This is a genomic window from Actinopolyspora biskrensis, assembly GCF_013408175.1.
Classification (GTDB): Bacteria; Actinomycetota; Actinomycetes; order Mycobacteriales; family Pseudonocardiaceae; genus Actinopolyspora; species Actinopolyspora biskrensis.
In genome coordinates, this window is sequence record NZ_JACBYW010000003.1 from 197,478 (window position 1) to 212,854 (window position 15,377).

Below are 15,377 nucleotides of genomic sequence, written 5' to 3' on the forward strand. Positions count from 1 at the left end.
CGGGGTCCGGCGCCCGCTCCCGCGGAGCGGGCGCCGGACCGAGCGGCCGCGGTCACTTCTCCGTCGGGTCCCCCGTCAGATCGAGTTCCCCGGCGCTGACGCTGTTGATCCTGCGGGGCGCGGGCTTCGGATGACGCTCCTCGGCGGACATCGGCTCGGCGGCCCCACCGTACTGCCCCTCGGTGGGAGGACCTGACGGCTCCGCCCCCGGCGCCGGGTCCTGCCGCCCGCTCGTCCCGGCGGAGTGCTCCGCGCCGCTCCGCTCCTTCACGGCGGGCTCCTCCGCGACGGTCTCCCCGGGACCCGCTTCCTCCCGAGCACCGGACGACTCGGTCACCACGGGGAGGACGTTCGTCTCCCGCGCGTCACCGTCCGGGGCGCGCTCCGCAGGAGCACCGTCCACACTCACCCCTTCGGATGAATCCGTTCCGGGAGCCACCGCTACCGCAACAGTGCTGTCCCCCGGTTCCGTGAACGACTCCGGCTCCGCGAACGACTCCGCGGATTCCCCGCGCTCCTCGGCGACCGCGCTCGCCGCGCTCCGCTCCGCGGGCACGGCGGGGTCCTCGTGGACGCTTCGCTCCTCCCGGGGGACGTGCTCGCCGGCGACCGCCGCCTGCGGCTCCGGGACGTGAGGCGCCTGCCACTGCCGAGCGCTGTCGTCCGCACCCCGCGAAGACGTGGAACCAGCGTGGAAAGCGGGAGCGGGGACCCCCACCGGGTCCCGCGCGGCTTCGCTCCCCTCCTCCGAGCCGGTCTCCCCCCGGTCCGGGGAGGCCTTCCACGAATCCGCGCCCTCCTCGGCAACGACCGCGGAGGAGGGGCCGACCTCACTCTCCGAGGGGGGTTCCGGAACACGACCACTCGTCCGAACCGGATACCTGCGCCGCCAGTCGCTGTCCCCGTCCGTGGTGTCCGCGGTGCTCTCCTCCGGACGCAACCGGGAGTCGAACGCGGCCACGCAGTCCATGGCCATGCGTTCCACGGTCCCCCTCAGCTCCAGCTCGGCCATCCAGTCGACCGGAAGGGAACCGACTCCCAGCGCGGCGCCGACGATGCTTCCGCACACCGCGCCCGTGGCGCTGCTGTTCCCCGAATGACCGACCGCGGTCCGCAGGGCGGTCCGCACGTCCTCCGCGGTGAGGGCGGCGCACACGGCGATCCCGAGCGCCTCGTCCGCGCTCCTGCCCGCGCCCAGCTGCCCTCCGAGCTCCTCGGGACTCGGGACACCGGAGGCAGCCAGCTCCGCGGCCCCGGCCAAAGCGGCGGTGGTGTCCTCGTGGCCCTGCCAGGTCTCCAAGACCTGCAGAGCCAGCCAGACCCCGTCGTCCAGTCCCCTGCCGAGCACGACCTGTTGCACGATCACCGCGAGCGCCCCGGCAGGCAGGTAACCACTCGGGTGCCCGTGCGTGAGCGTCGCGATCCGCACACCCAGTTCGAAGACCTCGGCCGGTTCGGACGACCAGAACGCTGCCGGGGTGGCGCGCACCAGCGCTCCGCACCCCGTGGAGTTGTCCACCGGAGCGGACTGGTCACCCTGCGCCGAACGTTCCCCGAAGGCCTCCAGCTCCGCGTACACCGACGCACCCGGCGAGCGCACGGCGAACAACTCGGGCACCCCGACGAGCCATCCGTCCGGAGCGGGGTGATCGACGGTCAGCTCGCCCACGGCCCACTGCCAGTCGACCCCCTGGGTGTACAGCCAGCGCTGACTCGCCAACCGCACCTCGCGGAAGGGGTCCGCCGCCCGGGCCGCACGCGCCTCGCGAGCGCGGATGAGCCCCTCGCAGGTGAACAACGCCGTCTGGGTGGCGGCCGTGGCCGCCCCGCGCGTTCCCGCGTACTCGGGCAGCCCGGACGGACCCTGTGGGCCGTGCCAGGCTGCGATCTCCGCGGCCGAGGCCTCGGTGAGCCCCGCCCCCAGCGCGTCGCCCGTGGCGCTTCCGAGCAGACATCCCAGGATCCGCTCGGTCGCGGAGGGCACCTCGGCGGCGGACTCCTCCACGACCGCGTGCTCGCCCCCGGCGCCCGCAGGCACCGCCGCGGACTGCTCCTCCGCCCGCGGTGAGGGCTCCGCCTCCTGCGACTCGTCCTCCCCGCCGACGAGTCGTTCCACGGCCCCGCTCTCCATGTACGGAACCGAGGCGAACGGTTCGAAGGAGATCGGCAAGGGGGTGTCCTCCCCACGAGGCCGGTCCCGCTCGGCGGGCTCCTCGCCCGTCTCCCCCGCGTCCGCGGCCGAGGCCCTTTCCCGCTCCTCCTCCGCACCGGGAGTCGTTCCCGCCGAACCCCGACGGGGACGGTGCTCCGGCAACGGGGGGAGCTCGTCGATCCCGGGAAGCTTGATGCGTGGCGTCTCGCCGGTTCCGCCGCTCGCTTCCCCGGCAGCGTGCCAATCCGGGGGCGCGGTGACCACCCCGAAGACCTCGTCCGCCTTCCCCCGCTGCACACGAGGTTGCCGTGCCCCCTCCTCCGCGGGCGGTTCGCCCGCGAAACCACCGCTGTCGGCCGCGCTTCCCGCCGGATCGGTCTCCACGGGCTCGGCCTCTTCCTGGAAAGCCTCTTCGGAGTCGCCCTCCGCCGCCGCGGACTCCCCGGGCCCGGCGGCCGCGGAACCGGAGTCTTCGGGGAGCACCTCCCCAGCCGGGGCACGTTCCGGGGAGGAGACCGCGGGAGCGGCCCCTTCCCGGTCCGGAGCCGACGGCTCCTCGGACGGACCGGGAACTTCCCCGCCCCCCTCCGGAGCGGCTTCCTCCTCGCCGGTGGGGGCGCTCGACGGCGTTGGCCTCACCAGCAGGATCCGGTCGGTCCCCTGGTCGGTTTCCCCCGTCGCGGATTCCCGGTGCCGCTCGGCGAACTCCGCGCCCAACTCCTCAGCGGGAGGCTCACCTCCCCGCACGGGCCCCGCCCCCTCGGGAGCCGAGCTCTCCGTCTGCTCGCGCTCCCACGGGGCGGTCACGCCACCCGCGAAGGGCACACCGCGCGGTTCCGTGTCGGCGTTTTCCGCTCGCTCGGCTTCCTCGGCGGTGCCTGCGGGGGCGCTCTCCGCGGAGTCCTGCCGGACGGACGGCTCGGCAGGAGTCCCGGCCTCCTCCGCATCGGCGACCACGGCGGGCAGCACCTGGGTCGGCGGGGCCTGTTCCTCTCCCCGTCCGGAGGAAGCACCACCGGCTTCCACCGTCCAGTCGGGTGAGTCCAGCTCACGCCGCCCCCGTCCGCCCTCCGCGACATAACGGCGCGCCCACCTCGGTGGCGGCGGCGGGGCGAAGGCCTCCGCCGCGTCGGAAGCCAACGTCTCCAGCACCTCGCGGAGTTCGAGCTCGGCCGTCCAGCGCCCCGGGATCGCCTCCGCTCCGTGAACGGCTCCCGCGAGCTGCCCGGCGAGCGCACCGGCTACACCGCTGTCCGCGGAATGGTTCACCGCCGTGATCACGGCATCGGTGAAGTTCCCCGCCGAAGCGACGGCGGCGAAGGCGATGCCGAGCTCGCCCAGACCTTCGGACGGGCAGAACTCGATGTCCAACATGCGCGGGTCCGGTGGCTGCCCCTGCTGCGCGATGAACATGGCGGCGTGCACGGTCCGCAACACGGCCGCGGGAGGGGTTCCGTTCTCCAGGTGCGAGCGGTTGACCTCCCAGGAACGCACCGCCTCCCACAGCGGCAGACCGTTGAGCAGCCCGCCCAGCACGTCCGCGTGCAACGCGCTCGTGGCCCGTGTCTCGTAATGCGTCGTCAGCAAACGCGGCACGCGGGACGCCACCCCGGCGACCCGGCGGGCGTCGCCGCTCCAGACCATCAAAGGAGCGGTCCACACGAGGCAGTCGGCGAAGGCGCGTTCCCCGGCGGGGATCTCCTGCGCGGGTTGCGCCCCCGGCTCCCCCGGAACCCGGTCGACCAGAGTGGACAACAACCGCAGAGCGTTCCCACCCGGGTTGCGCGTGGAGAACAGCTCGGGCCGCCGCAGCAACCAACCCGTGGGCTCGGGGTGACTGCGCCAGTACCCGGCCATCGCATAGGGCCAGGGAACGCCCTGGGTGTGCAACCAGGCGAGGTGGTTCGAGCGGATCACCGGCAGCGGGTCCTGCTCCCCGGTGGCCCGCGCCCGCAGCAGGGCGTCCATGGTGAACACGGTCAGCTGCGACAGGTCGGACACGGCGCCCCTGCGCCCGAAGACCGGCAGGAAGTCCAGGACACCACGGCCGCCGAGCCACTGGCGGATCGCGGACAGACTCCACCCCCGCACGCCGGAGCCGAGCACGTCGCCCACCGCGCCGCCGAGCAGCGCGCCACGCAGTCGATCGGACCAGCTCAACGGCCGGGAAGCGGCGAAATCGCCGCCCACCTCACCCGTACGGGACCGGTTGTCACTCATCGGTGGTTTCTCCTGATCGGTTCGGTACTACCGGACCGGAACCCGGAAAAGCGCGGCACGCCCCCGGTGTGCCGAGGCCGAGCGAACGTGCGCGGGTCGCCCGGCACTCGTGCGATCACACAGGCCGCCCCCCCGGGGAGGCTCACCCGTTCCCGCCGTTCGTTCCGTGCGGGGCAGAGAGTACCAACCGTCGGCGCGTCGGGAGGATCACTCGGGAGATCGGGAATCCCGCCGCGGGGGTTGTGCCCGCGAGGTGATGGCCAACCTGTTCCAGGTGTTGATGCTCGTGGCCGCCCAGACGAGCGCGGCCAGCTCCGTTCCGGAGAACACCTTCTCCGCCCCCTGCCACGTCTCGTCCGACACACCGTCCTCGTGGATGAGGGTGACCTCCTCGGCCAGGGCGAGCGCGGCGCGCTCCCGCTCCGAGTACAGCTCCATCTCCCGCCAGGCCGGCAACACGTCGATGAGCCGCTCGTCCACACCGGACTTCCTGGCCTCCCCGAGGTGCATGTCCAGGCAGAAACCGCATCCGTTGAGCTGTGAGGACCGGATCTTGAGCAGCTCGTGGATCTCCGCTTCGACTCCGGCCTCGCGCAGTTCCGCGGCGACGGCCTCCTCCAGGCGCTTCATCTCCCGGTAAACCCGCGGAGTCAGCGCGGCCAGCTCCATGCGTTGTTGCGTCATGGTTCCAAGCTAGAACGCGCGGCGGCCGATATATGCTCCAGTTCGATGTCCACGAACGAGTCCAGTTCGTACCGCGCGAGTTCGCTCGGGCTCGACCTGCACCTTGAACTCCCCGCACGCCCGGGCGGTCGCACGCTGGCATCCGCGCTCAGGGACGCCGTGCGGAAGGGCAGACTGCCCGCAGGCAGCAGGGTTCCCTCCACGAGGGCGCTCGCCGCCGATCTGGGAATCTCCAGGGGCACTGTCACACGTGCCCACGAGCTCCTCGCCGCCGAGGGCTACCTGGTCGTACGACAGGGCTCCCCCACCACGGTCGCCACCGGCCCCTTCGACGAACCGAAACCCACCGGCATCCCCGCCACCCGCAGGGGCACCGAACTGCGCTGGGACCTGCTCCCCGGGAAACCGGACCTCAGCATGTTCCCCCGCCAGGACTGGACCGCGGCACAACACCGCGCGCTGCGCGCGGTACCGGCCGGGGAACTCGACTACGGAAACCCCTGCGGCCACCCCGCGCTGCGTACCGCGCTCACCGAGTACCTGGGCCGGGTGCGCGGAGTGCACACCACACCGGAGCAGGTCGTCGTCTGCGAGGGCCACCACCGCGCGCTCGCCGTGCTGAGCGCCGTGCTGCGGCAGCGTGGCACGCGCTCCGTCGACTACGAGGACCCGGCGCTGCCGAAGCTGCGCGGGATCCCCCGCGCCGAGGGGCTGGAGGTGCGCGCCGTCCCGGTGGACGCGGAAGGAATCGACGTCACCGGCATCGAAAGCCCCGCCGTCGTGGTCACCCCCGCGCACCAGTACCCGCTCGGCTCGACCATGTCCGCCCGCCGGAGGAAGGCGCTGTGCGAAGCGGCCGCATCCGAGCAACGACTGGTCGTCGAGGACGACTACGACGGCGAGTTCCGTTTCGACCGTGAACCCGTCGGAGCCCTGCAGCGGCTCGCTCCGCGAAACGTCGTCTACGCGGGAACGACGAGCAAAGCCCTCGCTCCCGGTCTCCGCCTTTCCTGGCTGGTGCTGCCTCCCGGCCTGGTGGGGCCGGTGTGGGAGGTCAAAGCGCACGCGGACCGGAACCCTCCGGTGTTCGACCAACTCACCCTGGCCGAAATGCTCCGCTCGGGAAGCTATGATCAACACGTGCGGCGCTGCCGCGCGGTCTACCGGCGACGGAGAAAGCAGCTCGTTTCCGCCATTCGTGAATCGGACACGCGGCACGAGCTCTACCCCGCCGGCATCGCGGCCGGTTTGCACCTGACGCTGCGCCTCGATCCGGACGGCCCCTCGGAGGAACGGATGTTGAAGCGTATGCGACGGCATTCGGTGGCTCTGGAAGGACTGGCCGAACACTGGATCGACGAAAGGCGGCGCCAGGACGGGTTGGTGATCGGCTACGCCGCCCCACCGGGGCACTCCTTCGGAAACTCCCTGCGCGCACTGCTCCGGGGCTTATCGGAACCCCGGGGCCGCGGCAGCACCCGGCAACCGTGAGATCCCGCCCGGGATCGTCAACGGCGGGTGCCCGCACCGCACGCGGGAACTTCGGAACAGGTGGTCCGTCCCGACCTTTTCCCGTCGGTGTCATTCGAGAGAGGAACAGTGAACGAACAACAAGACACACCCGCCGACCAGTCCGTGACCGAGCAGACGGTCGAGGAAACCCCCTCCGAGAAGCAGTCCGCCGACAACACCGCCCAGAACGGTGACAACGGCTCGGAGGAGCAGGGAACGCAGAAAAAGACCAAGGGGCGTAAGCAGAGCTCCGCGCGCAAGACGCGCTCGGTCGAGCTCACCCTGACGGTCAGCGGCACCGCCGAAGGAGAGTGGCAGGCCGATCTGACCCACGGGGGCAAGAAGATCGTGCAGGGGCTGCCCATCGCCGCCTCCTCCGTCTCCAAGGCGGCGGGCGAGCTGCACGACGACATTTCCGAGGCCATCGAGTCGTTGATCAGCGAAGCCAGGCAGCAGCACGAGGCCAGGCTCGCCGAGCTGGAGGCCGAACTTCAGCGGGTGCGCAAGACGCTGGAGGACCTGGAGAGCTGATCCCGGCTCTTCCGCGCCGGACCCCGCCGCGGCTCGCGTGCCGGCGACCGAGCGTTCCCGGTCCCCGGCACACGAGAAGGGGCTCCCTGCTCTGAGGAGACGAGCAGGGAGCCCCGGCGGGAAGGAGCGCGACCACGGGGCGAACCGAGCTCAGCCGGTTCGCCCCGTCCCGCGTCAGCGGTAGTCGCGTCCGAAATCGAAGTCGTCCAACGGGACCGCGGCACCGGTTCCGGGACCGAACACGTCCGGCGCGTAGTACCCGTCGTCGTAGGACGGGATCGCGTAGGCGGCCGCACGTGCTTCCTCGGTCGGCTGAACCTGGATGTTGCGGTACTTGTTGATACCGGTACCCGCCGGGATCAACTTACCGATGATGACGTTCTCCTTCAGGCCGATCAGCTTGTCGCTGGCGCCCTCGATCGCGGCGTTGGTCAGGATCCTGGTGGTCTCCTGGAAGGAGGCCGCCGACAGCCACGACTCGGTGGCCAACGAGGCCTTCGTGATGCCCATCAGGACCGGACGACCGGAGGCGGGGTCGCCGCCCTCGGAAACGACGCGGCGGTTCTCCGACTCGAACTGGGCACGCTCCACCGGGGACCCGGGGAGGAACTCGGTCGCACCGGAGTCGATGATGATGACCCGCCGCAGCATCTGCCGGACGATGACCTCGACGTGCTTGTCGTGGATACCGACACCCTGCGAGCGGTACACCTCCTGCACCTCGCGGACCAGGTGCAGCTGTGCCTCCCGCGGCCCGAGAACCCGCAGGATCTCGTGCGGGTCGACAGCACCCTCCATGAGGCGCTGGCCGACCTCGACGTGGTCGCCGTCCTCCACCTGACGCTCGGTGCCACCGACGTTGATCACCGCGAGCCGCTGCCGCTTCGACAGCTTGTCGTAGACGATCTCGTCGCTGCCGTCGTCCGGCGTCAGCGTCATCTTCCAGTAGCGGTCGTTGTCCTCCAGGCGGATCCGTCCGGAGGCATCGGCGATCGGGGCCTTGCCCTTCGGCAGCCTGGCCTCGAACAGCTCCTGGACACGCGGCAGACCGGCGGTGATGTCGTCGCCGCCGACACCGCCCTGGTGGAACGTACGCATGGTCAGCTGCGTACCGGGCTCACCGATGGACTGCGCCGCGACGATGCCGACGGCCTCGCCGACGTCGACCAGCTTGCCGGTCGCCATCGAACGCCCGTAGCAGTAGGAGCAGACACCGGAACCGGACTCGCAGGTGAGCACGCTGCGGACCCGCACGGTGCTCACACCGGCCGCGAGCAGGCTCTCGATGGCCGGGTCACCCAGGTCGGCACCACGGCCGAACAGGATGTTGCCCTCGGAGTCCTTCACGTCCTCGGCGGTCATCCGCGCGTAGACGCTGGTCTCCACGTTCTTCTCCCGGACGAGCTTGCCGTCCGGGGTGGTCTCCCCGATCGGCATGCGGATACCGCGGTCGGTTCCGCAGTCCAGCTCCCGCACGATGACGTCCTGCGAAACGTCCACCAGGCGACGGGTCAGGTAGCCCGAGTCGGCAGTACGCAGCGCGGTGTCGGCCAGACCCTTGCGGGCACCGTGGTTGGAGATGAAGTACTCCAGCACCGACAGACCTTCCCGGAAGTTGGTCTTGATCGGGCGGGGGATGTACTCACCCTTCGGGTTGGAGACCAGACCACGCATACCGGCGAGCTGGACGATCTGGGACATGTTCCCGGCCGCGCCGGAACGCACGATCATGCTGATCGAGTTGTCGTCCGGGAAGTTGTTCTCCATCGCCTCGGACACGTCGTCCTTGGCCGCGTTCCAGACCTTGACCAGCTCGGCGTTGCGCTCCTCGTGGGAGAGGGCACCACGCCGGTACCTCTTCTCGACCTGGTCGGCCTTGGACTCGTAGGAGTCCAGGATCTCCTTCTTGTTCGGCGGAACGAGCACGTCGGAGATCGCGGTGGTCACACCGGAGCGCGTCGCCCAGTAGAAGCCCGCGTCCTTGAGCTTGTCCAGCGTCTGCGCGACCGAGACCATCGGGTAGCGCTCGGCGAGATCGTTCACGATCGCACCCTGCGCCTTCTTGCCCAGCATCTTGTTGACGAAGGGGTAGTCATCGGGCAGCAGCTCGTTGAACATCACCCTGCCGAGGGTGGTGTCCATCGTCACCGACTGGCCGGACTCCCAGCCCTCCGGAGTCTCCTCCTCGGTCGGGACGATGTCGCGCATCCGGATCTTGATCCTGGCCTGCAGGTCCAGCGAACCGTGGTCGTGGGCCATGATCGCCTCGTCGTACGAGGAGTAGGCGTGGCCTTCCCCGGTCGCGCCCTCCTTCTCCCGAGTCAGGTAGTACAACCCGGTGACCATGTCCAGGCGCGGCATCGCCAGCGGACGCCCGGAGGCGGGCGAGAGGATGTTGTTGCTGGACAGCATCAGCACCCTGGCCTCGGCCTGAGCCTCGGCGGACAGCGGAAGGTGCACGGCCATCTGGTCACCGTCGAAGTCGGCGTTGAACGCCTCGCAGACCAGCGGGTGCAGCTGCACCGCCTTGCCCTCGACCAGCTGGGGCTCGAAAGCCTGAATACCCAGCCTGTGCAGCGTGGGGGCACGGTTGAGCAGCACCGGGTGCTCGGAGATGACCTCTTCGAGCACGTCCCAGACCTGCGGGCGCTGCCGCTCGACCATCCGCTTCGCGGACTTGATGTTCTGGGCGTGGTTCAGGTCGACCAGCCGCTTCATGACGAACGGCTTGAACAGCTCGACCGCCATCTCCTTCGGCAGCCCGCACTGGTGCAGCTTCAGCTGCGGACCGACGATGATCACCGAACGGCCCGAGTAGTCCACACGCTTACCGAGCAGGTTCTGCCTGAAGCGCCCCTGCTTGCCCTTGAGCAGGTCGGACAGCGACTTCAGCGGGCGGTTTCCCGGGCCGCTGACCGGGCGGCCGCGCCTGCCGTTGTCGAACAGCGCGTCCACCGACTCCTGCAACATCCGCTTCTCGTTGTTGATGATGATCTCGGGCGCGCCGAGGTCGATCAGTCGCTTGAGCCGGTTGTTGCGGTTGATGACCCTGCGGTACAGGTCATTGAGATCGGAGGTCGCGAAGCGGCCGCCGTCGAGCTGGACCATCGGACGCAGGTCCGGCGGAATGACCGGGATCGCACCGAGCACCATGCCCTGCGGGCTGTTCTTGGTGGTCTGGAAGGCCGCCACGACCTTGAGCCGCTTGAGAGCACGCAGCTTCTTCTGGCCCTTGCCGTTGCGGATGACCTCGCGCAGGCTCTCGGCCTCGGCGTCGATGTCGAAGTTGGCGAGCAGCGCCTCGATGGACTCGGCACCCATGCCGCCGGTGAAGTACTCGCCGTAGCGGTCGTAGAGCTCGCGGTACAGCGACTCGTCCGAGATCAGCTGCCTCGGCTCGAGCTTGGTGAAGGTCTCCCAGATCTCGTCGAGCCTGTCGATGTCGCGCTGCGCGCGCTCGCGGATCTGCCGCATCTCGCGCTCGCCGCTCTCCTTGACCCTGCGGCGAACGTCGCTCTTGGCACCCTCGTTCTCGAGCTCGGCGAGGTCGGACTCCAGCTTCTGTGCCCGCGTCTCCAGGTCCGAGTCCCGCTGGTCGGCGATGTTCTTGCGCTCGACCCCGATCTCGCTTTCCAGGGTCGGCATGTCGTTGTGCCTCATCTCGGTGTTGACCGAGGTGATCACGTACGACGCGAAGTAGATGATCTTCTCGAGGTCCTTGGGCGCCAGGTCGAGCAGGTAGCCCAGACGGCTGGGCACGCCCTTGAAGTACCAGATGTGGGTGACCGCGGCGGCCAGCTCGATGTGGCCCATCCGCTCACGCCGCACCTTGGCACGAGTCACCTCGACACCGCAGCGCTCACAGATGATGCCCTTGAACCGGACACGCTTGTACTTGCCGCAGTAGCACTCCCAGTCCCGGGTGGGGCCGAAGATCTTCTCGCAGAACAGCCCGTCCTTCTCCGGCTTCAGCGTGCGGTAGTTGATGGTCTCCGGTTTTTTGACCTCGCCGTACGACCACTGGCGGATCTCATCGGCGGTCGCCAGTCCGATACGGAGTTCGTCGAAGAAGTTGACGTCAAGCACGTCGGGTCTTCTCCCTTGGTTGGGTGTGTGCCGGGTGGACGTGGGGCCGGTCCGCGGGGACCCCGTGGGATCCCCGCGGACCGGCGACGAGGTCAGTTGACAACGTCGTCGACCGAGGGCGCCTCGTTCTTGGACAGGTTGATGCCGAGGTTGGCGGCTGCCCGTTCGAGGTCCTCGTCGTCACCATCGCGCATCTCGATGGCGGCGCCGTCGCTGGAGAGCACCTCGACGTTCAGGCACAGCGACTGCAGCTCCTTGAGCAACACCTTGAACGACTCCGGAATACCCGGTTCGGGAATGTTCTCGCCCTTGACGACCGCCTCGTAGACCTTGACGCGCCCGAGCACGTCATCGGACTTGATCGTAAGCAGTTCCTGCAGCGTGTAGGCGGCGCCGTAGGCCTGCATGGCCCAGCACTCCATCTCACCGAAGCGCTGGCCGCCGAACTGGGCCTTACCGCCCAGCGGCTGCTGGGTGATCATCGAGTAGGGCCCGGTCGACCGTGCGTGGATCTTGTCATCCACCAGGTGCAACAGCTTGAGGATGTACATGTACCCGACCGCGACGCGGTGCGGGTACGGCTCGCCGCTGCGTCCGTCGATCAGCATCGCCTTGCCGTCGCCGTCCACGATCTGCTCACCGTCGCGGTTCGGCTTCGTGGAGCCCAACAGCCCGGTGATCTCCTCCTCACGGGCACCGTCGAACACCGGGCTGGCCGTCTTGGTTCCCGGCTCGACCTCGTAGAGCTCGTCCGGGATCTTCGAGGCCCAGTCCGGATCACCGTTGATCGACCACCCCTGGGAGGCGATCCACCCGAGGTGGGTCTCCAGCACCTGACCGATGTTCATACGGCGCGGCACACCGTGGGTGTTGAGGATGATGTCCAGCGGGGTGCCGTCCTTGGTGAACGGCATGTCCTCAATCGGCAGGATCTTGCCGATAACACCCTTGTTGCCGTGCCTGCCCGCGAGCTTGTCGCCGTCCTGGATCTTGCTCTTCTGAGCCACGTAGACCCGGACGAGCTCGTTGACTCCCGGCGGGAGCTCGTCGTCCTCCTCGCGGTTGAACACGCGGACGCCGATGACCTTGCCGGTCTCGCCGTGCGGAACCTTCAGCGAGGTGTCCCGGACCTCCCTGGCCTTCTCGCCGAAGATGGCCCGGAGCAACCGCTCCTCCGGAGTCAGCTCGGTCTCGCCCTTGGGCGTGACCTTGCCGACCAGGATGTCGCCGCCCTGCACCTCGGCACCGATGCGGACGATGCCGCGCTCGTCGAGGTCGGAGAGCACGTCCTCGGAGACGTTCGGGATGTCCCTGGTGATCTCCTCGGAACCGAGCTTGGTGTCCCTGGCGTCGACCTCGTGCTCCTCGATGTGGATCGAGGTCAGCACGTCGTCCTGCACCAACCGCTCGGAGAGGATGATCGCGTCCTCGTAGTTGTGCCCCTCCCAGGGCATGATGCCCGTCAGGAGGTTCTTGCCCAGAGCCATCTCGCCTTGCTCCGTGGAGGGGCCGTCGGCGATGACCTGGCCGGACTCCACCCGGTCGCCCTCTTCGACGATCGGCTTCTGGTTGATGGAGGTTCCGTGGTTGGACCGCGCGAACTTCTGCAACCGGTACGTGCGCCGGTTGCCGTCGTCGGCCATGATCGTGATGTAGTCGGCGCAGGACTCCTCGATCACACCGGCGTTCTCCGCGGTGATCACCATGCCCGCGTCCACGGCCGCACGCAGCTCCATACCGGTTCCGACCAGCGGGGAGTCACTCTGCAGCAGCGGCACCGCCTGGCGCTGCATGTTGGCGCCCATCAACGCGCGGTTGGCGTCGTCGTGCTCGAGGAACGGCAGCATCGCCGTGGCCGCCGAGACCATCTGCCGCGGCGAGACGTCCATGTACTCGATCTCGGTGGGAGCGAGCAGCTCGACCTCGCCACCCTTGCGCCTGCCGAGCACGCGCTCCTCGAGGAAGTTCCCGTCCTCGTCGATCGGCGTGTTCGCCTGCGCCTTGGTGTAGCGGTCCTCCTCGTCGGCGGTGAGGTAGTCCACCTGCTCGGTGACCACACCGTCCACGACCTTGCGGTACGGGGTCTCGATGAACCCGAAGGGGTTGACCCGGCCGAAGGTGGCCAGCGAACCGATGAGACCGATGTTCGGCCCCTCCGGCGTCTCGATCGGACACATTCGACCGTAGTGCGAGGGGTGCACGTCACGGACCTCGACACCGGCACGTTCCCTGGAGAGACCACCCGGCCCGAGCGCGGAGAGCCGCCGCTTGTGCGTCAGCCCGGCCAGCGGGTTGGTCTGGTCCATGAACTGGGACAGCTGCGAGGTGCCGAAGAACTCCTTGATCGCCGCGACCACCGGCCGAATGTTGATCAGCGTCTGCGGGGTGATGGCCTCGACGTCCTGGGTGGTCATCCGTTCCCGGACGACCCGTTCCATCCGGGAGAGCCCCACACGCACCTGGTTCTGGATCAACTCACCGACGGTGCGGAGCCTCCGGTTACCGAAGTGGTCGATGTCGTCGAGCTCGACCGGGACCTCGTTGCCCTCCTGGCCCATCGAGTTCTCACCCGCGTGCAAGCGCACCAGGTACTCGATGGTGGTGGCGATGTCGTCCTCGGTGAGCACGCCCGTCGTGAAGGGCAGTTCCAGGCCGAGTTTCTTGTTGACCTTGTACCGACCGACCCTGGCCATGTCGTAGCGCTTCTCCTTGAAGAAGAGGTTCTCCAGGAGGGTCTGCGCGCTCTCCTTGGTCGGCGGCTCGCCCGGACGAAGCTTGCGGTAGATGTCCAGCAGGGCCTCGTCCTGCCCGGCGGTGTGGTCCTTCTCCAGGGTCGAGAGCATGGTCTCGGAGAAACCGAACCGCTCGCGGATGCCCTCCGCCGTCCAGCCGAGCGCCTTGAGCAGCACGGTGACCGGCTGACGGCGCTTGCGGTCGATCCGCACACCGACGGTGTCACGCTTGTCGACGTCGAACTCGAGCCAGGCGCCCCGGCTCGGAATGATCTTCGCGCTGTAGACGTCCTTGTCCGTCGACTTGTCGACGGTCTGATCGAAGTAAACGCCGGGAGAGCGAACCAGCTGGGAGACGACGACACGCTCCGTGCCGTTGATGATGAACGTTCCCTTGTCGCTCATCACGGGGAAGTCCCCCATGAAGACGGTCTGGCTCTTGATCTCGCCGGTCGTCTGGTTTATGAACTCCGCTGTGACGAACAACGGAGCCGCGTAGGTCATGTCCTTGTCTTTGCACTCCTCGATGGAGGCCTTGACCTCGTCGAAACGCGGGTCGGAAAAGGACAGCGACATGGAGCCGGAGAAGTCCTCGATCGGGGAGATCTCGCTAAGAACCTCTTCCAGCCCGCCGGCGGGCGCTTCCTCGCCCGCATCGACCCGGCGCTGGAACCAGGCCTCGTCACCGACGAGCCATTCGAAGGATTGTACCTGCAGATCCAGTAGGTCGGGTACTTCCAGCGGCTCACGGATCTTCTCGAATGAGACCCGCCTGGGGGCCCCAGGGATCCCCCTCGTGAAGTTGGAAGCTGCAGAGACCTTGGTCGCGCGGGAGACTGCCAAGATGCGTCCTTCCGGGACTCTGAACTGGCTGCAACCGCCTTCGGACTCGGTGGTCCGAATAGCACGGCTGTCAAGGGTGCAATGGCGCCCACGTTCCAAAGCCCCAGCTCAGGGTCACCAATAGTTGGTCCTCGAGCGGGGAACGGGGAAAGCGGGCAGCGCAACGTAGTAGTCTAGCTCGCGTATAGCTCGCTGTCGAGAGGGGGCCTTCAGCATCCCTCTCCGCGGTCACCGCATCGCCCGCTTGGTCTTCCGCTTCAGCGTGTTCGCGAATAAGCCTGACCGTCCCGCGCCCGTGAGTCAAGGGATCAAAGTTGCTTCACTCCCGTGGTGGAAAACACGATCACCCGTAGTGACTGCCCACCACGTCGTGCGCTCCTCCGGTTACTCTACGCCCCCGACCGGCGATCGGCTCACGGAGCCCGGGACCCACCGCCACCGGGGGCGGCCCACCGGCTCGCGCACGGACCGAACGTGCGGTGTTCCCAAACTCCGGACGCCGCACGCGGATTTTCCACCGATACCCCGGCGAGAAGACAGAAGACGCTCGTATCGTCTCCCCCGAGCCGGTGAAGATCCGCGAGCGGGGACCGAACGCGGGGCCACGATCTTACGCG

Annotated in this window: 6 protein-coding genes; 2 read left to right on the plus strand and 4 right to left on the minus strand. The window is 68.6% G+C overall.

Features of this window, described 5'->3' with window-relative positions; translation table 11 throughout:
• Positions 1 to 52: 52 nt before the first annotated feature.
• Positions 53 to 4,372, minus strand: coding sequence for an ADP-ribosylglycohydrolase family protein (locus FHR84_RS09295; protein WP_179535075.1), 4,320 nt, complete (start codon positions 4,370 to 4,372; stop codon positions 53 to 55).
• Positions 4,373 to 4,579: 207 nt separating this feature from the next.
• Positions 4,580 to 5,056 (minus strand): carboxymuconolactone decarboxylase family protein, encoded by a 477-nt coding sequence (locus FHR84_RS09300; RefSeq protein ID WP_179535076.1) that lies wholly within the window; start codon positions 5,054 to 5,056, stop codon positions 4,580 to 4,582.
• 45 nt (positions 5,057 to 5,101) lie between these two features.
• Here FHR84_RS09300 and pdxR point away from each other — a divergent pair, with 45 nt between their 5' ends.
• Both pdxR and FHR84_RS22340 read left to right on the plus strand, forming a co-directional pair.
• Positions 5,102 to 6,547 carry a MocR-like pyridoxine biosynthesis transcription factor PdxR gene (pdxR, locus tag FHR84_RS09305; RefSeq protein WP_179535077.1) on the plus strand — a complete coding sequence of 482 codons (1,446 nt, stop codon included), beginning with the start codon at positions 5,102 to 5,104 and terminating at the stop codon, positions 6,545 to 6,547.
• 108 nt (positions 6,548 to 6,655) lie between these two features.
• The gene (locus FHR84_RS22340; protein ID WP_179535078.1) at positions 6,656 to 7,099 is read left to right on the plus strand and encodes a DUF6319 family protein; all 444 of its coding nucleotides are present in this window, start codon (positions 6,656 to 6,658) and stop codon (positions 7,097 to 7,099) included.
• Between the two features lie 174 nt (positions 7,100 to 7,273).
• Here the strand turns inward: FHR84_RS22340 and FHR84_RS09315 are convergent, their stop codons facing one another.
• A complete protein-coding gene (locus FHR84_RS09315) occupies positions 7,274 to 11,185 on the minus strand; it encodes a DNA-directed RNA polymerase subunit beta' (protein WP_179535079.1) in 3,912 nt (1,303 codons plus the stop codon).
• Positions 11,186 to 11,277: 92 nt separating this feature from the next.
• Complete coding sequence (gene rpoB, locus FHR84_RS09320) at positions 11,278 to 14,760, minus strand: DNA-directed RNA polymerase subunit beta (RefSeq protein WP_179535080.1); 3,483 nt, start codon at positions 14,758 to 14,760, stop codon at positions 11,278 to 11,280.
• Between the last annotated feature and the right edge of the window lie 617 nt (positions 14,761 to 15,377).

Coding starts and splice junctions, on each gene's coding strand:
- FHR84_RS09295 (WP_179535075.1), bottom strand. CDS start 4,372: ATGAGTGACAACCGGTCCCGTACGGGTGAGGTGGGCGGCGATTTCGCC.
- FHR84_RS09300 (WP_179535076.1), bottom strand. CDS start 5,056: ATGACGCAACAACGCATGGAGCTGGCCGCGCTGACTCCGCGGGTTTAC.
- pdxR (WP_179535077.1), top strand. CDS start 5,102: ATGTCCACGAACGAGTCCAGTTCGTACCGCGCGAGTTCGCTCGGGCTC.